Source organism: Aurantiacibacter aquimixticola (genome assembly GCF_003605475.1).
Lineage (GTDB): Bacteria > Pseudomonadota > Alphaproteobacteria > Sphingomonadales > Sphingomonadaceae > Alteraurantiacibacter > Alteraurantiacibacter aquimixticola_B.
Genome location: NZ_RAHX01000001.1, coordinates 2037130 through 2055751, shown reverse-complemented (window position 1 = coordinate 2055751; position 18622 = coordinate 2037130). Strand labels below are relative to the sequence as shown.

27 protein-coding genes are annotated in these 18622 nt (G+C 65.0%); 20 read left to right on the top strand and 7 right to left on the bottom strand.

What is annotated here, in order from left to right:
* Position 1: 1 nt before the first annotated feature.
* Genes D6201_RS10385 through D6201_RS10370 form a run of 4 tightly spaced genes read right to left on the bottom strand, consistent with a single transcriptional unit; the run spans position 2 to position 2132 of the window.
* A complete protein-coding gene (locus D6201_RS10385) occupies positions 2-742 on the bottom strand; it encodes a glycerophosphodiester phosphodiesterase family protein (RefSeq protein ID WP_120048717.1) in 741 nt (246 codons plus the stop codon).
* Positions 735-1196 carry a RidA family protein gene (locus D6201_RS10380; RefSeq protein ID WP_120048716.1) on the bottom strand — a complete coding sequence of 154 codons (462 nt, stop codon included), beginning with the start codon at positions 1194-1196 and terminating at the stop codon, positions 735-737. Before D6201_RS10380 ends, D6201_RS10385 begins: the two co-directional genes overlap by 8 nt.
* Positions 1197-1200: 4 nt before the next feature.
* The gene (locus tag D6201_RS10375; protein WP_120048715.1) at positions 1201-1827 is read right to left on the bottom strand and encodes an HAD family hydrolase; all 627 of its coding nucleotides are present in this window, start codon (positions 1825-1827) and stop codon (positions 1201-1203) included.
* Complete coding sequence (locus D6201_RS10370; RefSeq protein ID WP_422664707.1) at positions 1824-2132, bottom strand: DUF3572 domain-containing protein; 309 nt, start codon at positions 2130-2132, stop codon at positions 1824-1826. The genes D6201_RS10375 and D6201_RS10370 overlap by 4 nt, the downstream gene beginning before the upstream one ends.
* Before the next feature lie 37 nt (positions 2133-2169).
* On the opposite strand from D6201_RS10370, the gene D6201_RS10365 reads away from it, so the two are divergent.
* The 5 genes from D6201_RS10365 to D6201_RS13190 all read left to right on the top strand — a co-directional run bounded on the left by D6201_RS10365 (position 2170) and on the right by D6201_RS13190 (position 4881).
* Entirely contained in the window at positions 2170-2556 is a 387-nt protein-coding gene (locus D6201_RS10365) for a response regulator (protein ID WP_120048714.1), read from the top strand.
* Positions 2557-2654: 98 nt separating this feature from the next.
* The gene (locus D6201_RS10360) at positions 2655-2897 is read left to right on the top strand and encodes an acyl carrier protein (protein WP_120048713.1); all 243 of its coding nucleotides are present in this window, start codon (positions 2655-2657) and stop codon (positions 2895-2897) included.
* A gap of 5 nt (positions 2898-2902) precedes the next feature.
* Positions 2903-4153, top strand: a complete 1251-nt coding sequence (gene spt, locus D6201_RS10355) for a serine palmitoyltransferase (protein WP_120048712.1) — start codon at positions 2903-2905, stop codon at positions 4151-4153.
* Positions 4154-4203: 50 nt separating this feature from the next.
* Entirely contained in the window at positions 4204-4635 is a 432-nt protein-coding gene (locus D6201_RS10350) for an OsmC family protein (protein ID WP_120048711.1), read from the top strand.
* 120 nt (positions 4636-4755) lie between these two features.
* Positions 4756-4881, top strand: a complete 126-nt coding sequence (locus D6201_RS13190; RefSeq protein WP_277949492.1) for a hypothetical protein — start codon at positions 4756-4758, stop codon at positions 4879-4881.
* Between the two features lie 98 nt (positions 4882-4979).
* Here the strand turns inward: D6201_RS13190 and D6201_RS10340 are convergent, their stop codons facing one another.
* Positions 4980-5735, bottom strand: a complete 756-nt coding sequence (locus D6201_RS10340) for a CPBP family glutamic-type intramembrane protease (protein ID WP_120048709.1) — start codon at positions 5733-5735, stop codon at positions 4980-4982.
* Positions 5736-5763: 28 nt separating this feature from the next.
* Positions 5764-6420, bottom strand: coding sequence for a YqaA family protein (locus D6201_RS10335; RefSeq protein WP_120048708.1), 657 nt, complete (start codon positions 6418-6420; stop codon positions 5764-5766).
* A 189-nt stretch (positions 6421-6609) separates the two neighbouring features.
* On the opposite strand from D6201_RS10335, the gene D6201_RS10330 reads away from it, so the two are divergent.
* Together D6201_RS10330 and D6201_RS10325 are read left to right on the top strand one after the other, a co-directional pair.
* Positions 6610-7134 (top strand): hypothetical protein, encoded by a 525-nt coding sequence (locus D6201_RS10330; protein WP_133303994.1) that lies wholly within the window; start codon positions 6610-6612, stop codon positions 7132-7134.
* On the top strand, positions 7131-8465 hold the full coding sequence (locus D6201_RS10325) for a DNA-packaging protein (RefSeq protein WP_242447514.1): 1335 nt from the start codon (positions 7131-7133) through the stop codon (positions 8463-8465). Before D6201_RS10330 ends, D6201_RS10325 begins: the two co-directional genes overlap by 4 nt.
* 51 nt (positions 8466-8516) lie before the next feature.
* On the opposite strand, the gene D6201_RS10320 is transcribed toward D6201_RS10325, so the two are convergent.
* On the bottom strand, positions 8517-8828 hold the full coding sequence (locus D6201_RS10320; RefSeq protein ID WP_120048705.1) for a GIY-YIG nuclease family protein: 312 nt from the start codon (positions 8826-8828) through the stop codon (positions 8517-8519).
* Between the two features lie 61 nt (positions 8829-8889).
* Between D6201_RS10320 and D6201_RS10315 the strand changes: the two genes are divergently transcribed.
* The 13 genes from D6201_RS10315 (at position 8890) to D6201_RS10255 (ending at position 18622) form a co-directional block, all read left to right on the top strand.
* Positions 8890-10050 carry a phage portal protein gene (locus tag D6201_RS10315; protein ID WP_120048704.1) on the top strand — a complete coding sequence of 387 codons (1161 nt, stop codon included), beginning with the start codon at positions 8890-8892 and terminating at the stop codon, positions 10048-10050.
* Entirely contained in the window at positions 10047-10361 is a 315-nt protein-coding gene (locus D6201_RS10310; protein ID WP_120048703.1) for a DUF6127 family protein, read from the top strand. The genes D6201_RS10315 and D6201_RS10310 overlap by 4 nt, the downstream gene beginning before the upstream one ends.
* Positions 10361-10750, top strand: coding sequence for an HK97 family phage prohead protease (locus tag D6201_RS10305; protein WP_120048702.1), 390 nt, complete (start codon positions 10361-10363; stop codon positions 10748-10750). Before D6201_RS10310 ends, D6201_RS10305 begins: the two co-directional genes overlap by 1 nt.
* 165 nt (positions 10751-10915) lie before the next feature.
* Positions 10916-12094, top strand: a complete 1179-nt coding sequence (locus D6201_RS10300) for a phage major capsid protein (protein WP_120048701.1) — start codon at positions 10916-10918, stop codon at positions 12092-12094.
* Positions 12095-12316: 222 nt separating this feature from the next.
* Positions 12317-12862, top strand: a complete 546-nt coding sequence (locus D6201_RS10295; RefSeq protein WP_120048700.1) for a head-tail connector protein — start codon at positions 12317-12319, stop codon at positions 12860-12862.
* 166 nt (positions 12863-13028) lie between these two features.
* A complete protein-coding gene (locus tag D6201_RS10290; protein WP_340137527.1) occupies positions 13029-13421 on the top strand; it encodes a DUF3168 domain-containing protein in 393 nt (130 codons plus the stop codon).
* A 153-nt stretch (positions 13422-13574) separates the two neighbouring features.
* Entirely contained in the window at positions 13575-13982 is a 408-nt protein-coding gene (locus D6201_RS10285) for a phage major tail protein, TP901-1 family (protein WP_120048698.1), read from the top strand.
* Positions 13979-14287: a gene transfer agent family protein gene (locus tag D6201_RS10280; protein WP_242447513.1), complete on the top strand. Its 309-nt coding sequence runs from the start codon at positions 13979-13981 to the stop codon at positions 14285-14287. Before D6201_RS10285 ends, D6201_RS10280 begins: the two co-directional genes overlap by 4 nt.
* Positions 14287-14487, top strand: coding sequence for a phage tail assembly chaperone (locus D6201_RS10275; RefSeq protein WP_120048697.1), 201 nt, complete (start codon positions 14287-14289; stop codon positions 14485-14487). The genes D6201_RS10280 and D6201_RS10275 overlap by 1 nt, the downstream gene beginning before the upstream one ends.
* Positions 14477-15070 (top strand): tail tape measure protein, encoded by a 594-nt coding sequence (locus D6201_RS10270; protein WP_120048696.1) that lies wholly within the window; start codon positions 14477-14479, stop codon positions 15068-15070. Before D6201_RS10275 ends, D6201_RS10270 begins: the two co-directional genes overlap by 11 nt.
* An 11-nt stretch (positions 15071-15081) precedes the next feature.
* On the top strand, positions 15082-17406 hold the full coding sequence (locus D6201_RS10265; protein WP_120048695.1) for a DUF2460 domain-containing protein: 2325 nt from the start codon (positions 15082-15084) through the stop codon (positions 17404-17406).
* Positions 17403-18218 (top strand): DUF2163 domain-containing protein, encoded by an 816-nt coding sequence (locus D6201_RS10260; RefSeq protein WP_120048694.1) that lies wholly within the window; start codon positions 17403-17405, stop codon positions 18216-18218. The genes D6201_RS10265 and D6201_RS10260 overlap by 4 nt, the downstream gene beginning before the upstream one ends.
* A complete protein-coding gene (locus D6201_RS10255; RefSeq protein ID WP_120048693.1) occupies positions 18218-18622 on the top strand; it encodes an NlpC/P60 family protein in 405 nt (134 codons plus the stop codon). The genes D6201_RS10260 and D6201_RS10255 overlap by 1 nt, the downstream gene beginning before the upstream one ends.

Genomic DNA, 18622 nt, shown 5'->3' with positions numbered 1-18622 from the left:
TCTAGGGATGCTCCTCCCACGCCGCCACCCCTGCACCCTCCAGGATCGGCGCGGCGCCGCAGGCTAGCGCCGTTTCGAGCTGCGCGGAGGTTTTCACCGTCCAGGTCAGCAGCGGGCGGCCCGATTTGGCGGAGCGCACGGCGAAGCGGCTCGGCAGGTCGCGAATGTCGTAGGCGAGGAAATCGGGGCGCGAATGTCGCATTGCCAGCCGCCGCCTGAACGCGCCCGTCAGCGTGCGGGCATTCTGCTCGGTCACGACAAGACCGCGCGGCAGATCGGGCACACGCTCCCCGAACCAGGCGGGGATCCGAGGATCGAAGCTCATCACCGCGATATCGCCCGCATATCCTTCCAGATCGCGACGCACCGCGCGGCAGAGCTTGTGCACGCTGTCGCGGCCATCGCTTTTCAGTTCCAGCAGAACAGGCACTTGCCCGGCGACCAGCTCCAGCATGTCGCGCAGCGTCGGGATGCGCTCCTCGCTGCCCGTCAGCGCCATCGCAGTGAGCTCGCCGACCGTATGCTCGCCCGTCACACCCGGACCGCCGGTCAGCCGCTCCAGATCGGCATCGTGGAACACCATCGCCCGGCCATCCGCACTGACCCGAAGATCGCATTCGATTCCGAAGCCGCGGGCGATGGCGGCGCGAAAGGCGGCCATCGAGTTTTCCGGCGCATCCGCATCGTGCAGCCCGCGATGGGCAAAGGCCCAGGCGTCGAGCCAGGCGGGCGCGTCAGCCATCGGAGACGGCCACGATCGCGTCCACTTCGACACAGGCGCCGACCGGCAGGCTCGGAACGCCAACCGCGGCACGCGCGTGGCGGCCGATATCGCCGAACACTTCGAACATCAGGTCCGACGCGCCGTTCACCACCTTGTGCTGATCGGTGAAATCGGGCGTGGAGGCGACGAAGCCGCCCAGCTTCACGATCCGCGCCACCTTGTCGAGCGAGCCGAGCTCCGCCTTCAGCTGCGCCAGGATCATCAGTCCGCAGGCGCGCGCGGCTTCCTGCGCATCCTCCAGCGAGACATCCTTGCCGAGCGTGCCGGTGATAACCACGCCATCGCGAAACGGCAGCTGGCCGGACACGAAGATCGTATCGCCGTGCCGCATCACCGGCAGGTAGCTTGCCAGCGCGGGCGAAGTTTCGGGCAGCGTGATGCCGAGTTCGTCGAGGCGAGCCTTGATGGACATGCGATTATTCTCCGGAATGAAGGTTTGCGAGGATGTATGGCAGCGCCTCGTCCCAGCTGTCTATCCGCGCATGGGCGTGGCCCTTTTCGTGCGCGCAAGGAATATGCGGCGCGATACTCGGCTCTCCGCACAGATGCAGCCGATGGACATGCGGCACTTCGGCCTTGGCCGATTTGTGGTGCTGGGCGAGGTCGTCGATGAAAAGGACGTGGCTGGCGCCGTGCTCTTCGACAATGCTTTTGAGCGCCCCACCCTTCGGCCCCTGATTGGTATAGACCGGCGCTTCGAACCCCAGTTTGCGCAGCTGCTCGGTTCGCGCCTCATTACGCTCGTCGGTAAGATTGGTCAGCACGACCACATCGGCATCGCGCTGGATTTCGGCCATCGCCTCGAGCGCGCCCACAATGGGCTGCTGGCTGTCCATCTCGGTATCGAAGAACCCGCCGAGCAGCGCCCAGACCTCTTCTTCGGCAATCGCTTCGTCGCTGCCGCGCCGCGTCATCGACTGGACAAAGGGATTGCCCTCCAGCGCAAAGGCGATGTCGTGCCGCCGGTCCAGCCATTCGCTGAACGGGCGCACCATGTGCAGCAGCACTTCATCGCAATCGGTGACAAGGAGCGGGCGGCTCATCGGGCAAGCTCCCTGCGCGCGGCGATAAAATCCTCTGGTGGCACATCCAGCGCGTCAGCCGCACCAATCAGGTCAGGCTCGTGTGCGGCGAGGAAATCGAGGATAGCGCGGTGGGTGGCGGGCTTGTCCAGTGCCGCGCGCAGTCCGTCCGGCGTCAGTCCCGTCAGGTCGAGCAGACGCTGCGCACGGCTCTCATCCGCGAGGATCCAGCCGAGCGCGGCAAGCGCCAGGGTCGCGCCATCCTTAATCGAATCTTTACGTTCCGAGCGAATTGTTCCATTCCCGGTTTCGGGGTAAAGGGGCAATGACGGTCTTGACAAAAGACGGACCGACGGGGGCGCAATGACCAAGAGAATCCTCGTTGTCGAGGACAACGATCTGAACCGCAAACTTTTCTGCGACGTTTTGCAGGCCAGCGGCTTTGCAGTCGAACCGGTAGCCGATGGCAACCAGGCGATCGAGCGGGCCCGTGCCTTCATCCCCAATCTCGTGGTGATGGACATCCAGTTGCAGGACGTCTCCGGCCTCGACCTCATCGCCACGCTCAAGCATGACCGCGATCTTGCCGCGGTGCCGGTGCTCGCCGTCACGGCCTATGCCGGAAAGGGCGATGAAGAGCGTATCCGGGAATCGGGCGCGGAGGGTTATCTTGCCAAGCCTGTCAGCATCGGGCCGTTCATGGCCGCGGTGAAAGGGCTGATGGAACCGGCACCCGAAACCGTCTCCTGACCGTTTCCGTGTGACCAGCCCCGCCCAAGGGCGCGCTTGACAAGCGCCGCGCCGACTTGTTTGCCGCTTGCAACTTTCACGTTGCAAGGATGGCCCACATGGACCGCGCCCAAGTCGACACCCGCATCCGTTCGATTATCGAGCCGTTCAACAAGAAGGGCGTCGAAATCAAGGACGAGACGACCTTTGCCGGCGACCTCGAATTCGACAGCCTGACGGTGATGGATTTCGTCGCCGCGATCGAGGACGAATTCGACATCATCATCAGCATGAACCAGCAGGCCGAGATCGAGACCTACGGCCAGCTTGTCGATGCCGTCACCAAGATGACGAGCGAGTAAGCGGCATGAGCGAAGGCGTGATGCAGGCCGATCAGCCCGAAGTGCTGGAAGGCGAGGGGAAAGACCTCTTCTCCAAGTTCGACGATATCATCGCGATGCGTGAGGGCTTGCTGGCGAGCGGGGTCGAAGACCCGTTTTCGCTCGTCATGGAAAAGGTGCTCAGCCCCACCCGCGCCATTTGCAACGGGCGCGACACGATCCTGCTCGGCACCTACAATTACATGGGCATGACTTTCGATCCCGATGTGATCGATGCGGGCCAGCAGGCGCTCGCCGACTTCGGATCCGGCACGACCGGTAGCCGCGTCCTCAATGGCACCTATCAGGGCCACCGCGAATGCGAGGATGCGCTGCGCGAATTCTACGGCATGGACCATGCCATGGTGTTCTCGACCGGATACCAGGCCAATCTCGGCATCATTTCCACCATCGCGGGCAAGGGCGATTACATCGTGCTCGACATCGATAGCCATGCCAGCATCTGGGACGGCTGCGCGATGGGCAATGCCGAGGTCGTGCCCTTCAAGCACAACGATATCGAAGCGATGGAAAAGCGCCTGAAGCGCATTCCAGAAGGCGCGGGCAAGCTGGTGATCCTGGAAGGCGTCTATTCCATGCTGGGCGATGTCGCGCCGCTGAAGGAAATGGTCCGCATCGCCAGGAAAAACGGTGCAATGGTGCTGGTGGACGAAGCGCATTCGATGGGCTTCATCGGCGAGAACGGCCGGGGCGTCGTCGAGGATGCGGGCGTCATGGACGATGTCGATTTCATCATAGGCACCTTTTCAAAGAGCGTCGGCACGGTGGGCGGTTTCTGCGTTTCCAACCACCCGAAATTCGAGATCATGCGGCTGGTCTGCCGCCCGTACGTCTTCACCGCCAGCCTGCCGCCCAGCGTCGTCGCCACCGCGGCGACCAGCATTCGCAAGCTGATGAGCGCCAAGGACAAGCGGGATCACCTGTGGCAGAATTCGCGCCGCCTGCATTCCGGCCTGAAGGGGCTCGGTTTCGAGCTTGGCACCGATGAGCCGCAAAGCGCCATCGTCGCCGTCATCATGCCTGATCTCGAAAAAGGCGCGGCCATGTGGAGCGCGCTGCTGACCGAAGGGCTCTACGTCAACCTCGCGCGCCCACCGGCCACACCTGCCAACATGACGCTGCTGCGCTGCTCGCTATGCGCCGAGCATTCGAGCGAAGAAGTCGAGACGATCCTCGGCATGTTCGAGCGCGCGGGGAAGGCTGTGGGGATCGTTTAGGAACTCCGACGCCGGCTCCATCGTCTCTTTCCCTGAAGGAGATACCAACGATGAAAACCACCAATACCGGCAGCGCGACCTATGAGGGCCTTGGCAAGAGCGGCAAGGGGCACGTGTCCACCGGCTCCGGCGCGCTTTCCGCGCAGCCCTATGGATTCCAGACCCGCTTCGAGGACGAGGCGGGCACCAATCCCGAAGAACTGATCGCGGCGGCCCATGCCAGCTGCTTCACCATGGCGCTGAGCTTCAAGCTGGCCGAGGCCGGGCACGAGGATGGCAGCATCGTCACTTCGGCATCGGTCACGCTGGAAAAGGACGATGGCGGCTTCACCGTCACCAGGTCCGCCCTCTCTGCCAAGGGCAAGGTGCCCGGCATGGACCAGGCCACGTTCGAGAAACTGGCGGGCGAAGCGAAGGAAGGCTGCCCGATATCCAAGCTGCTCGACACCGAGATCACGCTTGAGACCGAATTCGAGGGCTGACGGCCCCGGAAGACAGTCCCGCGATCACAGTGATCGCTTTTCCCGCGCGCGGTTCGATGTAACGCATTGGCGGCGCGCGGCGAAACTCCTCCCATCGACAACGATATGAGGAGAAACACAATGACACTTTTCGCCAATCCCGACCGCAGCGCCATTTCCATGCTGAGCGGCACCGTGCTGAGCTTCGTCTCGCTCGTCAGCCTCGCCGCCGCGATGGCGCCGGGCATGGTCGAGACGATGATGTAATCCATTCGCCCGTCAGCGGGGTCGCCTCTGGGGCGGCCTCCGGCGGGTGTGGCGGTCTTCGCGAAATATCCCTTCGGCACCGGTCGGCGCAGGCAGGATCAGTTGGACTGCATCAGGAAGACCGATCCCATCGCGGCCGGCACATTATACGCCGCGTGCAACATTACGGCCGAAGCGAATCCAAGCCTGATCCGGGCGTAGCCCCAGATCAATCCGCACGCGACTAATGGCAGCGTAGCGACCAGTGCGATAACCGGCGAGGTCGCTGCGTAATTCGTGAAATGAAGCGCGCCGAATATGATCGCTTGCACATAGAAAATGGTCGGGAAGGCCTGCCCGAAGCCGACGATGCGGCGTCCGCGGTCCAGCGGCGACAGACCCAGTACAATGGCGACTGCCCCAAGCGCGAGCAGGCCAGACTTAACGGCGCTTCCTTCCGCAAAATAGGGATCGACGATCGCAGACCCGGCATAGATCGTCCCCAGGGCAAGCGCCGAAGCGAAGACGGCACGCCACGTGCCTGAAAGCCAGCCGCGAAAGATGATTTCCTCCACCAACGGTCCGATCAGAACAACAGCCAGCATTACCGACCAAGCCGAACCGGCAAGAGCCTCGTTCAATCTCTCTCCGGTCGTCAGGTCCGTCGCCAATATGATCGGCAGGGCGAGAAGGCCGAAAACGGCTGTGACGGCCAGCGAGATCGCGAAGAGCCCGGCCCCGATCGAAAACCGGTTGCCGATCGACAGGTTCTCGTTCGCTTCGATCCGAGGTCGCCTGAGGAAGGCAAGCAGTCCGGCGGCCGTATGATGGCATGAGCGAATGGCGCGGCGCAGAGGGGACGGGATTGTCACCATTGCGCCGGTGGGTTCCCAGTGCCTCGCCTCACAGCTGCTCGAGGCTGGTAACCCGGTCGCAGGCGCTCTGCTCGCCGGTATCCTCGTCCCCGCCGCCGAATTGCGTGATGGCGACGAAACCCGCCACCACCAGCACCACGAACACCGTCGTCACCGTGCCGAGATATTCGTCGATCACCCGCTTGATCGGCGCGCCGAAAATGCGGAACAGCACGCCCACCACCATGAAGATCAGCGCCCGGCCCGCGATGGCCGCGAGGGTGAAGGTCACCAGGTTCATCTCGATGAAGCCCGCCGTGATGGTCATCAGCTTGAACGGGATCGGCGTGCCGGCCGCGAGGAACACCGCCGCAGCGCCCTGTTCGCGGATATAGCAGGCAGCGACGGGGAAGCTCTCGGTCAGCCCCAGCGCGCCGATCATCCACTCGCCCACCGCTTCGTACAGGAAATAGCCAATCGCATAGCCCAGCAACGCGCCGAGCACCGAGGCGATGGTGGCGATCAGGGCAAATCGGATCGCCTTTTTCGGCTCCGCCAGACACATCAGCCCGAGCAGCGGATGCGGCGGGATCGGGAAGAAACTGGATTCGATGAAGCAGAAGAACGCCAGCCACCACTCCGCCTGCGGATGCGCGGCCTTCTCCATCGTCCAGTCGTACAGACCGCGAAGCGGTTTCATCAGCATGTCGGTGGAGACCTTGGTATGGCGACGGACTGCGCGCGTCTAAGCCAGCGCAGTCCTCTGCGCAAGTCCAACAAAAGAACCGATATGGCACTTTATTGTTGACATCGTGACGCTGTTTGGTTAGAGAAACGGAAGATCGCGATAGACCGAGTCGAAAAGGGCGCTTCCCACCGGGCGGCGCCCTTTTTCGTGTCCGGTCGTCGCGCCGGATTGGAGGATGCAGTGAAGAAGCGTGTAAAGGCAAGGAAGGACCAGAAGGGTCAGGGGCTGAAACAGAACTGGAAATTCGTGTTCTTCGAAACGCTGGCCGAAACGTCCAACGTGTCCGAAGCGGCGCGCGCCTGCGACGCGCAGCTTTCCTACGTCTATAAGCACCGCCGGGAAGATCCCGATTTCCGCCGCCGATGGTCCGCCGCGCTGCTGGAGGGATACGATCATCTGGAGATGGAAACCCTGCAGCGGCTGCGCTTCGGCATAGCGCAGGGGGACGCGAAGTTCGATATTCCCAATGCGCTGCGCTTGCTTGCGGCGCACCGGGCCAGCGCGGAAAAGGAGCGCGCGCGGCAAGCGAAATACGACAAGGATGCCGTGCTCGACAGGCTGAACACCAAGCTTGACCGTATCTGGGAGCGCCAGCAGGCGCGAAAGGCGAAGGCCGCCGCCGCGCAGGCTGCCGCGCCTGTGGGCGATCCGGGCGACCACCCGGCCGCATGACCGGCGCACACAGGCGGCTCGTCATAACGGGCATGAACCCGGCCGAGCGGCGCAAATTCCTGAACCGGCTTCCGCGCGAAGAACGGTGCGTCATGGAAAAGCACTGGCCCTATTGGGCGCGTGACAACCAGGTGCCGCCCGATCGCGATTGGCTGATATGGCTGGTGTGCGCGGGTCGCGGTTTCGGGAAAACACGGATGGGTGCCGAATGGGTTCGCAATATCGCATGGAACGAACCGGACGCACATATCGCGCTGGTCGGCAAATCGCTGGGGGAGGCGCGCTCCGTCATGGTGGAGGGCGAAAGCGGCCTGCTCGGCTGCCATACCGATGTCGATTACCCGCATTTCGAGCCGTCCCTGCGAAAGGTGACATGGCCCAACGGTGCATCCGCCACGCTCTATTCGGCGGGCGAGCCGGACAGCCTGCGCGGCCCGCAGCACAGCCATGCTTGGTGTGACGAGATCGCCAAATGGGACAACAGTTCGGAACGTGCGCTTGGCGCTTGGGACAATCTGCGGTTCGGCCTGCGGATGGGCGAGCGCCCGCGTATCGTCGCCACGACCACGCCGCGCGCCGTGCCGCTGCTGCGCCGCCTGCTGGCCGATGCGACCGATCCGGACATTGCGCTTACGCGGGGGCGCTCGGACGAGAATGAGGACAATCTCGCGGTCGGCTTCATCGATGTCATGCGCCGCCAATATGGCGACAGCGCGCTCGGTCGGCAGGAACTCGATGGCGAGCTGCTGCGTGATGTCGAGGGCGCGCTATGGACCCGCTCGCTGATCGAGCGGTGCCGTGAAGGGTTCAATGTGGAAGGCTTCGTTCGCGTGGTGATCGGCGTCGATCCGCCCGCTTCGGCGCGCGGTGACGAATGCGGCATCATCGTCGTCGGGCTGACCGCAGACGGGCTGGCCAAGGTGATGGCCGATGACAGCGTCGCGCGGCCCAGCCCGGAACGCTGGGCTCGCGCGGTCGCCGCATCGGCGCTGCACTGGAAAGCGGACCGCGTGGTTGCCGAGGCGAACCAGGGCGGCGCGATGGTCGAAAGCGTGCTGCGCGCGGCCGATTGCCAGATGCCGATCAAGCTCGTCCATGCGAGCACCGGCAAAGTGGCCCGCGCCGAGCCCGTAGCCGCGCTCTACGAAAACGACCGCGTGCGCCATGCCGGCCAGTTCGCCAGGCTCGAAGACCAGCTCTGCGGCCTGATGACCGGCGGCAGTTACGAAGGCCCCGGCCGCTCGCCGGACAGGGCCGACGCGCTGGTATGGGCGCTGACCGAACTGATGCTGGGCAAGCGCGGCGCGGTGCCGAGGGTGCGGGGATTTTGATAGAACGCCGATAAATATAATTTCGTCATTCCCGCGCAGGCGGGAATCCAGTCAGCCGAGCGGTTTGAAACCGAACTCCTCCGCAAGATCGCGCCAGTCCGGATTGTCAGCCTCGATCAGTCTCAGTTTCCACGCGCGGTTCCATTTCTTGATGCGTTTCTCGCGAATAATCGCGTGCTCCATAGTCCCGTGCTGTTCGAACCACACAAGCCGCGTGACGCGATGTCTGGCGGCGAATCCTCCGCCGATTCCTGCGCGGTGCTGAGCAATGCGCTGCATCAAATTGGATGTGACGCCGACATAGAGTGTGCCGTTGCGCGCGGAGGCCAGAAGATAAACGGTTGGAGCGAAATCGCGCTGCATCGCTCATCCGCTACTGGATTCCCGCCTTCGCGGGAATGACGAACAATTCAGGAGCATTTCCATGCAATTTCTCTCATCGCTACGCTCCGCCTTCAAGGGCGGGGCGGGTTCTCGCGTGCCTTTGGCGCGCTCGTTTCAGTCGCCCTGGGGGTGGACCTACGAGCAGGGCGGGGCGCGGGCGCCGTTCGAATATCGCTCCGCCGTGCGCCATGCCTTTCTCGACAATCCGGTGGCGCAGCGCGCGGTGCGGATCGTGTCCGAAGGCGTGGGCGGCGCGCCGCTCAGCGCCTCCGACGATGGCGCGATGGCGCTCGTAAATGCCTCGAGCGCGGGGCAATCACTGCTCGAAACGCTCGCCGCGCATCTGCTGCTGCACGGCAATGCCTTCGTGCAGATCGCGAAGGACGGCGCGGGCCAGCCTGTCGAACTGTTCGCGCTGCGGCCCGAGCGCGTTGCGATCGTGCCGGGAGAGGATGGCTGGCCCGCAGCCTATCGCTATCGCCTGGGCGAGCGGACGCTGGAATTGCCGGTGGAGGATGAGCATGGCTGGCCCTCGGTCGTGCATCTGAAAGCCTTCCACCCGGCAGACGATCACTACGGCGCGGGGTGCCTCTCCGCTGCCGAGCAGGCCGTCGCGATCCACAATGCTGCCGCCCACTGGAATCGCGCTTTGCTGGAGAATGCGGCGCGGCCATCGGGCGCGCTGGTCTATGACGGCGGCGCAGACACGGCCGGCCTTACGACCGACCAGTTCGAGCGGCTGAAGGCGGAATTGCAATCAGCCTATCAGGGCGGCGGCAATGCCGGGCGGCCCATGCTGCTGGAAGGCGGGCTGAAATGGCAGAGCCTCTCCCTCTCCCCCGCCGATATGGACTTCGCGGAGCTGAAGTCCGCCGCCGCGCGCGATATCGCGCTCGCGTTCGGCGTGCCGCCCATGCTGCTCGGCCTGCCGGGCGACAACACCTACGCCAATTATCGCGAGGCCAATCGCGCGCTGTGGCGCCTCACCCTGCTGCCGCTTTCGGGCAAGATCCTGGGCGGTCTCGCGGAGGGTCTGTCGCCGTGGTTCCCGGGCCTGTCGCTCACCGTCGATCTCGACCAGGTGACCGCGCTTTCCGAGGACCGCGAGCGGCTGTGGAAGCAGGTGAGCGCGGCGGAATTCCTGAGCACGGAAGAAAAGCGCAGCCTGCTCGGCCTCGCCCCTGCCGGAGATACGAAATGAACCGCGAAGACATGCTCGCCGCGTTGATCGCGCAGGCGCAAACGCAGGACGGCGGGGCTGACCTCGTCACCTTGCGCGCCATTGTCGAGGAAGCGAGCGAAGTCGGCGCGCGGCGCGTGCTCGACCGGCTCGGCCTGGGCGACGACAACGCGCAGGACGATCTCGACGAATTGCGCGACCTGCTCGGCGCCTGGCGCACGGCCAAGGCCAGCGCCTGGAAGGCGGCAGTGGACTGGCTCGTCCGCGTGCTGGGCGCTTTGCTGCTGGTCGGCATCGCGGTCAGGCTCAACGTCGCGGAGCTGCTGCGGTGATGCGGATCGCCGGTTACGCCGCGCTGTTCGACATTGCCGACGGCGCGAAAGACACGATCCGGCCCGGCGCTTTCGCCAGAACACTGGCCGAGCGTCGCGATCCGATCCCGCTCTTCTGGCAGCATCGGCCCGACCAGCGCATCGGCTCAGTCGAGCTTGCGCAGGAGGATGACCGCGGATTGCGCGTCATCGCCCGGATCGACAATCCCGAAAGCCGCGCCGTCTCCGCCCTGCTTTCCAAAGCCGCGAACGGCCTCAGCTTCGGCTACCGCGCGCGAGGCTTTCGCCGCTCGCCCGCTGGCCGTGTGCTGGAAGACATCGACCTGTTCGAAGTAAGCCTCGTCACCCGTCCGCTCCAGCACGGAGCGAGAATACACCTGATTTCCTGACAATCCCCTCCTCTTGAGAGGAGGGGCAACGAGACTTGGCAGCTGGCTGCCTAGTCGCAGTGGGGTGGTGCTCGACCCGCAATGCGACCTCGCGGTCGCACAACCACCCCAACCCCCTCCTTTGAAAAGGAGGGGAGGATTTTCAACCGAAAGGCAAATACCCCTATGGATATCCAGATTCCCACCCAGACAGTTACCGCCGACCCGGCCCAGCCGGCCGCGTCCGATCCGATGGCCGAAAGCTTCGATATCGTCGCGCGGCAGGACAAGACAGAGGCCGACGTGAAGACGCTTCGTTCGGATGTCGACGAGGTGAAAGCCCGGCTCGACCGGGTCAGCCGCGCCGCGTCGCGTCCCGCCATCGCCGCATCGTCCGCCGAGCCGACCGCCGAGGTCAAGGGCTTCGTCGACGGCTATCTGCGCCGCGGCCGCGAGGACGAGATCAAGTCGATTTCCGGCGCCGTACCGCGCGATGGCGGCTATGCCGTGCCGCGCCAGATCGACACGCTCATTTCGAGCGAATTGAAGGAAATCTCGCCAATTCGCGCGCTGGCACAAGTCGTGCAGACCGGCAGCGCCGGTTATCGCAAGCTCGTCACTACCGGCGGCACCGCCTCGGGCTGGGTTGGCGAGACAGCCGGTCGCCCGCAAACCGACACGCCGGAATTCGCCGAGATCGCTCCGCCGACCGGAGAGCTCTACGCCAATCCGGCGGCAAGCCAGGCGATGCTCGACGATGCCGGTTTCGACATGGAAGCATGGCTGGCGAGCGAAATCGCCATGGAATTCGCCCGCGCAGAAGGCTCCGCCTTCGTCAACGGTTCCGGCGTCGACCAGCCGCTCGGCTTCCTTTCCTCGCCGACGTCCATGGCCGGCGATGCGGTCCGCCCCTTCGGCTCGCTGCAATATATCGGCACGGGCGATGCGGACGGTTTCGGCACCAACCCGGAAGCGCGGCTGATCGACCTCGTCCACACGATGAAGGCCGGGCATCGCCAGGGCGCGAGTTGGGTGATGAATTCGGCAACGCTCAGCGAAGTGCGCAAACTGAAGACCAGCGACGGCGCGTTCCTGTGGCAGCCGGGCCTCGTCGAGGGCCAGCCGGATCGACTGCTCGGCTATCCGGTAGTCGAGGCCGAGGACATGCCCGATGTCGCGGGCGGCGCTTTCCCGATCGCCTTCGGCAATTTCCGCGCCGGTTACCTGATCGCTGAACGCAGCGCCACGCAGGTGCTGCGCGATCCGTTCACCAACAAGCCCTTCGTCCACTTCTACGCGACCAAGCGCGTGGGCGGCCAGGTGCTCGATAGTGCAGCGATCAAACTGCTCAAGATCGAGGTGTAGGGAAAGTCTGTTTGCGAAGCCGCGTCCGCGGCTTCGTCCGGGCTAGATGCGCAGCAAGCTGCGCCCGCTGCGGGCGGCCGTTCGGCCTTGCCGTCTCTTGCGTGACGGTGCTCCGCAGCGGGCCAGCAAACTCGCGCTGATTTCCGGTGCGACCAGCACCGAGGACGCGCCCTCGGATGCGGGTGTGCGAAACCAAAATACCTCAACCACAAGGAGACTGCCATGAGGCGGGCTATTGTCGTACCGCCCGTGCTGGCGGCCGATGCTTTGGACGAGCTCAAACGGTGGCTCGCCATCACCACCACACGTGATGACGCCTCGCTCGAAGCGTTGTTGCGCGCAGCACTGGACACCTGCGAGGCGTTCACGCGCATCATGCCGCTGGAAGCTGAATGCGAAGAGGTGCTGCCCGCCATGCGCGGCTGGCAATCGCTCGTCGCCACGCCGGTGCAGGCCATCACCGCGATGGAAGCGATCACATCGGATAGCGCGCGCACGCCGCTCGATCCCGGACAGTATCTCCTGGATATCGCGGCAGATGGCTGCGGCCGCGTGCACCTGCTGGCCTCTCCAGCGGTGAGCCGTGTGAGTGTTCGCTTCACTGCGGGCCTCGCCCCCGACTGGGCAGGTCTGCCCGAGGGCATTCGCCACGGCGTGCTGCGGCTTGCCGCGCACCATTATCGCCAGCGCAATGAAGGCGGCGGGCAGGCTCCGCCAGCGGCAGTTGTCGCTCTGTGGCAGCCCTGGCGCCGGATGCGCGTGGCATGATTTCTGCCAGCATCGCTCGCCGTTCCGGCCTCGCTTCAAGGCTTACAGCGAAAGCGCGAAAACTGGCCGAAGCGCACGCGGAAAGCGCCCTGCGTGCCCGTCGCCGCGATGGCGCACACTGGCGTGACGCGCGGCTGCTCTGGCCGCTTGCGGGCCGGGAGGAACCATGATGGAAAACACCCTTCGCATGGCACTCATCGCATGGCTGGCCAGCGATCCGCTGCTGTCCGCCGCGCTCAACGATGTCGCCGAGGAAGCGCCGTCGCGCGCCGCGCCGCCCTGGCTGGGCATTGCCGCAAGCGCGAGCACGGACTGGAGCACCAAGACCCGCAAGGGTCGCGAAGTGCGCGTGGCGCTCGAACTCGAAACGCGCGGAGAGGAGGCAGCGCAAACCGCCGCCACCGCCGCGCTGATCGAAGATCGCATCGCCGCGCTGTCGCCGGACCAGGACGGTTTCGCCATCGCCAACGTGACTTTCCTGCGCACCCGGGCCGCGCAACGCTCGCTCAACAGACGCGCAACGCTGCTCGAATACCGCTTCCGGCTTTTGGCCGCCTAATCCCCTCCCGCCTGCGGGATGGGAGCGAGACTTGCCGAGCCGTCGGCGAGGCATAGTCGCAGCGGGGTGGGCGATGCCCGCACCGCGCCTCTTTCACCGGCCCACCCCCAGCCCCTCCCGCAAGCAGGAGGGGAGTTTATCGGAGAACCAAACATGTCAGCTCAAAAAGGCTCCGCCTTCCTCCTCAAGATCGGGGACGGCGCCCAGCCCCCTGCATATGAAACCGTTGCCGGCTTGCGCACCACGCAGATGTCGATCAACGGCGATGCCGTCGTCGTCACGCACAAGGAATCGGGCGGCTGGCGCGATCTGCTCTCCGGCGCCGGCGTGCGCTCCGTCTCGGTCAGCGCGGCGGGTATTTTCCTCGCCAGCGAAGCCGAGACCGCGATCCGCGCCCATGCCCTCGCCGGCACGATCGACGAATACGAATTGTCCTTCGAGGATGGCGAGCGCCTGCGCGGTCGTTTCCTCGTCCAGCGGCTCGACTATTCGGGCGATTTCAACGGTGAGCGCAATTACACGTTGCAGCTGGAAAGCTCCGGCCCGGTGATGCCGTCGTGACCGCGAATGTTCTGCGCGGTGAGGCGGCTATCGTCATCCACGGCACAGCGCGCGTGCTGCGCCCGACCTTTGCCGCACTGGTCGCCGCCGAGGAGGAATTGGGGCCGCTCTTTGCGCTCGTCGAGAGGGCGAGCGAAGGACAGCTGCGCCTCACCGAGATCGCCGCGTTGTTCTGGCATTGCCTGGCAGAGCGCGGCGCAACGACACGCGATGACGTCGGAGAAGCGGTGATGGCGGCGGGGCTTGCCGCCGTGTCGAAGCCGCTGCGCGCGCTTCTGGCGCAAATCCTCCAGGGCCGGGCCTGATGGAAGCCACCTTCGCCGCCGGCGCGCGGCGATTGGCGGGCGGCGCGGGCAGGCTGCTCGGCTGGCCGCCGCACTGGTTCTGGCAGGCCACCCCGGCCGAACTCGCTGCAATCCTCGATCCCGAAAGCGAACCTCGCGGCGACGGGATCGACCGCGCGGCGCTGCAACGCATGATGGAAATGGACGACAATGGACGATGAAATCGAAACCCTGATGGTCGATGTGCGCGCAAGCACCAGCGGCTTTCGCAGCGACGTGCAGGAGATGCGCAGCGCGCTGGACAGCTCGCTGCTCGATGGCTTCGCCAAGGCTGGCGACGTGCTGGAACGCGGGCTTGTCTCGGCCATTCGCCGGGGCAAGCTGAGCTTCGAAGAATTGAAGAACGTGGCGCTGAAGGCGCTCGGAGAAATTGCCGCGCAGGCCATCCAGTCAGGCTTCGGATCGCTGTTCGGCCAAGGTCAGGGCGGTGGCCAGGGCCAGGGTGGTGGCTTCAATTTCGGCTCCGCCCTGCAGGGCATTTTCGGTTCCCTGCTCGGTCTGCCCGGTCGTGCAACCGGCGGGCCGGTATCGCCCGGCAATGCTTATCTCGTAGGCGAACGCGGACCCGAAGTGTTCGTGCCGACCAGCGCCGGGCGTGTCGAGACCGGCAGCGGCAAGGGCGCGCGCGATGTGCGCGTTGCGATCAACCTTTCCGCGCCGCGCGCAACCGGCAGCCCGCAAATGCTGCGCCGCTCGTCGCGCCAGGTGGCGAGCGCCGTCGCCCGCGCGATGCGGGAAAGCTGAGGAGGCACGACATGGCTTACTGGCTCGCGAAAGACCGCACCGGGCAGGACTCCGATTTTATCCAGCGCTTCGATCCGCGTTTCTGGACGGTCGATTTTCCGCGCCCGATGATGGCCAGCATCACCGGAACCGGTCCCACGACCCTGCGCGTCGAATGCGAATTCCTGCATCACGATGCCCTAGCCGGATTGATCTGGGACAGCGAGGATACGCTCGATCATCCGCTTCTGGCCTATGACACGAACCGCGATTACGCGCATACCAGCTTGACCTTTCGCTGGCGGTCCGCAGGCGTCCTGCCGCTCGATGCGGTGCATGGGCCGACGCTGACAATCGAAGGGCGCGATGCCGGCGGCGCGTCGCGCACCTGGTATGTCCGGCTGTGGAACTACGCGAGCGGCGCGCCCGACGATGCGGTGGTGTCGCTCGATTTTTCGCAGCTGCGCGAAGGCTGGCAGGCGGACGGCGCTGTCGTCCATCCGTCCGATATCGACCGGCTGTTCATCTCGCTGGTGCCGCCCGCCTACGATCCGGCGAATGGCGCGCTGCTAACCTCGCGCGCCAATGGTTGGGTCGAGCTGTTCGACATCGCCAGCGATGGCGCGCACGCCATGCTGCCGATCGGCGATGTCATGCTGCCACCGCACGATATCGGCATGGCGACCGCCTATGATGATGCCTACAACCAGACGCCTGCCCGCCTGCTGCGCAACACCTTGCAGCTCGGCTATCGTGGCGAGATCATCCATTATGTCGGGATGAGCCACTTCTTCCGGCTGGAGCCGGCGGCGGACGGCACGCTGCTGGTGGAGCGCAATGGCCTGCTCTGCGGACCGGCAGAAACCTGGCACCGCGCCTTTTTCGAAGAAGCGCTGGCGATGGATTATCAGGTGATCGCCTCGATCAGTTTCGAGATTTTCGCCGAGCATTGCCCGCCCGATTGGATGCAGCGCGCCCATGACGGATCGCCCGCGCTCACCGGCTGGGTGCCGCCGTCATCGCTCATCTCGCCGGCCAACAATGCCGCGAAGAACTTCGTGCGCGGCGCGGCAGCGCGCTTCGGGCTGCTGCAGGAGCAGGCCGGGATGGATGTGGTGATGCAGGTCGGCGAGCCGTGGTGGTGGATCCAGCCCGATACCGGGGCGCCTTGCATATACGATGATGCGGCGCGCAGCGTTTTCAGCAACGCTGCGCCGCCGATAACCGACATGCGCGGACCGATCACGGCGGCGCAGTTGGTGGTGCTGGACGAGGCAGCGAAATCGCTGGGCTTCGCCGCCAATTCGGTCCGCAATCGTGTGCGGCAGCAATCGGGCAGCGATGCAAAATGCTACCTGCTCGCCTTCACGCCGACGATTTTCGATGCCGACATGCCAGAGGCGGACAGGCTCAACCTGCCAAGCCAATGGGCCCACCCGCAATATGACCGGCTTCAGCTGGAAGATTATGACTGGCTGACGCTGGGTGCCGAAGCGCTGCGGCGCAAGACGTATACGGAGGTCGACCAGCGGCTCGGCTACCCTCTCGGCCAGCAGGATTACATGGCAGGCTTCGTCCTCGACCCTGCCGATGCAGAGCTGTTCTGGGCGCGTATCGACGCCGGACTGGACGAGGCCGCCGCGCGCGGCGTTCCGCGACGGTTCGTCTGGGCGCTGCCGCAGGTCTGCCGCGATGGATACGTCCGCCTTCCGCCACAGGAGACACCAATGCAAGCTTTCGACGATGTGCTCTATCCGCTCGCTCTCGGGCGGGATGCCGGAGTCAGCCCGGAATTTTCGACATCCATCGCGCTCACCGCATCCGGCCATGAACGACGCAACAGCCAGTGGAGCGATGCGCGTCTCAATTACGATGTCGGCCCCGGCATCCGTTCGCATAGCGAGCTTGGCGTGTTGCTCGAATTCTTCCGCGCGCGGCGCGGTCCGGCGCGCGGCTTTCGCCTCGCCGATCCCTACGATTTCAGCTCCAATGGATTGACCGGTACGCCGACCGCGAGCGATCAGCTGATCGGGGTGGGAGACGGTCTTGCCGCCACATATCACCTGTCGAAAAGCTACGGGAGCGGGGATGAGCCGCAACAGCGGACCATCACCCGCCCGCGTGCCGACAGCATCCTGGTCAGCGTCGCTGGCGAGGTCACCAATGACTGGACGCTGGAGGACGGCGGACGGATCATCTTCATCGACGCACCGCCGGATGGCGCGGAAGTGCGTGCCGGATTCTACTTCGACGTGCCCGTCCGCTTCGCCGAGGATCGGCTGGACATCACCGGCGCGACCTTCGCGGCGGGAGAAGCGCCCAGCGTGCCGCTGATCGAAGTGAAGGAAGAGACATGAGCCACGTCTTCCTGGGTTCCGAACTGGAAGGCGTCGCGACCTGGTGGCGCATTCGCCGCAAGGACGGCGTCGCGCTGGGGTTTACCAGCCATGATCGCGACCTGGCCTTCGGCGGGATGACATATAGAGCTGCACCTGGAATGCTGCCGTCCGCCATCCGCCGCACCGCCGGACTCGAGAGAGACGGCGTCGAAGTCGAAGGCGTCCTCGCGCACGACTCCATCTCCGAAGATGACCTCGCGAGCGGCCGATACGAAAGCGCGCATATCGCCATCGGACTTGTCGATTGGGAAAGTCTGGACAACGCCACGCTCTTCCACGGTGAGCTGGGCGGCGTATCGCGCACCAGCGGCCGTTTCGAAGCCGAGCTGCGTTCGGCGAAGGCCGCGCTCGAAGCCGACTTCGTCCCGCGAACGAGCCCGACATGCCGGGCAAGTTTCTGCGACGCCGATTGCCGGTTCAATCCGGCCCGCGTAACTCACTTGGCCGCCGTGACCGCGCTCGACCTGGCGGACAACCGCGTGCGCTTTGGCAGCGCGCCTCCGGCGGGCAACATGCATGGCGGCACGGTAAAGTGGGTGGATGGTCCTCTCGCCGGCCTGACGATGGAGGTCATCGAAGCGGGACCATCGGGGCTGGTGCTCGACCGGACACTGACCGATGCCATTGCGGTGGGCGACAAGGCCTTTCTTCGCGAAGGGTGCGATCACACCATCTCGACCTGCGCCACGCGCTTCGGCAATGCCGCCAATTTCCGAGGCGAACCGCATCTGCCGGGCAATGACTTGCTGGCGCGCTACCCGACAGGCTGATGGAGAGCGATGGCGCGGCCTTTGCGCGGGCCGCCGATGCTTATTGCGGGGTGCCGTTCCGCCTGCGCGGGCGTGACCCGGTCACCGGAATCGACTGTATCGGGCTTGTCCACCTCGCTCTACGCGATATCGGCCGGACGCCGCCGACGCTGCCGGCCTACTCGCTCCGGCAAGCGCATATTGACGGCTTGCTTGCCTTACTCGCTCCTGCGGGTTTCACGGCCACATCGCGCTCCACCGCCGCGGGCGACCTTCTGCTGATGCAACCCGGCCCCGGGCAATTTCACCTCGCAATCGCGCTCGATGCGACGCGGATCGTCCATGCCCATGCCGGACTTCGCCGCGTCGTACGCACCGCCTTGACCGACACCGATAGGGTGACCGGGCGCTGGCGCCTCTCCTGA

What these genes read in the sequence shown, in the direction of transcription:
- D6201_RS10385 (WP_120048717.1), bottom strand. Translation starts at nt 742, where the DNA reads ATGGCTGACGCGCCCGCCTGGCTCGACGCCTGGGCCTTTGCCCATCGC.
- D6201_RS10380 (WP_120048716.1), bottom strand. Translation starts at nt 1,196, where the DNA reads ATGTCCATCAAGGCTCGCCTCGACGAACTCGGCATCACGCTGCCCGAA.
- D6201_RS10375 (WP_120048715.1), bottom strand. Translation starts at nt 1,827, where the DNA reads ATGAGCCGCCCGCTCCTTGTCACCGATTGCGATGAAGTGCTGCTGCAC.
- D6201_RS10365 (WP_120048714.1), top strand. Translation starts at nt 2,170, where the DNA reads ATGACCAAGAGAATCCTCGTTGTCGAGGACAACGATCTGAACCGCAAA.
- D6201_RS10360 (WP_120048713.1), top strand. Translation starts at nt 2,655, where the DNA reads ATGGACCGCGCCCAAGTCGACACCCGCATCCGTTCGATTATCGAGCCG.
- spt (WP_120048712.1), top strand. Translation starts at nt 2,903, where the DNA reads ATGAGCGAAGGCGTGATGCAGGCCGATCAGCCCGAAGTGCTGGAAGGC.
- D6201_RS10350 (WP_120048711.1), top strand. Translation starts at nt 4,204, where the DNA reads ATGAAAACCACCAATACCGGCAGCGCGACCTATGAGGGCCTTGGCAAG.
- D6201_RS13190 (WP_277949492.1), top strand. Translation starts at nt 4,756, where the DNA reads ATGACACTTTTCGCCAATCCCGACCGCAGCGCCATTTCCATGCTGAGC.
- D6201_RS10340 (WP_120048709.1), bottom strand. Translation starts at nt 5,735, where the DNA reads ATGGTGACAATCCCGTCCCCTCTGCGCCGCGCCATTCGCTCATGCCAT.
- D6201_RS10335 (WP_120048708.1), bottom strand. Translation starts at nt 6,420, where the DNA reads ATGCTGATGAAACCGCTTCGCGGTCTGTACGACTGGACGATGGAGAAG.
- D6201_RS10325 (WP_242447514.1), top strand. Translation starts at nt 7,131, where the DNA reads ATGACCGGCGCACACAGGCGGCTCGTCATAACGGGCATGAACCCGGCC.
- D6201_RS10320 (WP_120048705.1), bottom strand. Translation starts at nt 8,828, where the DNA reads ATGCAGCGCGATTTCGCTCCAACCGTTTATCTTCTGGCCTCCGCGCGC.
- D6201_RS10315 (WP_120048704.1), top strand. Translation starts at nt 8,890, where the DNA reads ATGCAATTTCTCTCATCGCTACGCTCCGCCTTCAAGGGCGGGGCGGGT.
- D6201_RS10310 (WP_120048703.1), top strand. Translation starts at nt 10,047, where the DNA reads ATGAACCGCGAAGACATGCTCGCCGCGTTGATCGCGCAGGCGCAAACG.
- D6201_RS10305 (WP_120048702.1), top strand. Translation starts at nt 10,361, where the DNA reads ATGCGGATCGCCGGTTACGCCGCGCTGTTCGACATTGCCGACGGCGCG.
- D6201_RS10300 (WP_120048701.1), top strand. Translation starts at nt 10,916, where the DNA reads ATGGATATCCAGATTCCCACCCAGACAGTTACCGCCGACCCGGCCCAG.
- D6201_RS10295 (WP_120048700.1), top strand. Translation starts at nt 12,317, where the DNA reads ATGAGGCGGGCTATTGTCGTACCGCCCGTGCTGGCGGCCGATGCTTTG.
- D6201_RS10290 (WP_340137527.1), top strand. Translation starts at nt 13,029, where the DNA reads ATGATGGAAAACACCCTTCGCATGGCACTCATCGCATGGCTGGCCAGC.
- D6201_RS10285 (WP_120048698.1), top strand. Translation starts at nt 13,575, where the DNA reads ATGTCAGCTCAAAAAGGCTCCGCCTTCCTCCTCAAGATCGGGGACGGC.
- D6201_RS10275 (WP_120048697.1), top strand. Translation starts at nt 14,287, where the DNA reads ATGGAAGCCACCTTCGCCGCCGGCGCGCGGCGATTGGCGGGCGGCGCG.
- D6201_RS10270 (WP_120048696.1), top strand. Translation starts at nt 14,477, where the DNA reads ATGGACGATGAAATCGAAACCCTGATGGTCGATGTGCGCGCAAGCACC.
- D6201_RS10265 (WP_120048695.1), top strand. Translation starts at nt 15,082, where the DNA reads ATGGCTTACTGGCTCGCGAAAGACCGCACCGGGCAGGACTCCGATTTT.
- D6201_RS10260 (WP_120048694.1), top strand. Translation starts at nt 17,403, where the DNA reads ATGAGCCACGTCTTCCTGGGTTCCGAACTGGAAGGCGTCGCGACCTGG.
- D6201_RS10255 (WP_120048693.1), top strand. Translation starts at nt 18,218, where the DNA reads ATGGAGAGCGATGGCGCGGCCTTTGCGCGGGCCGCCGATGCTTATTGC.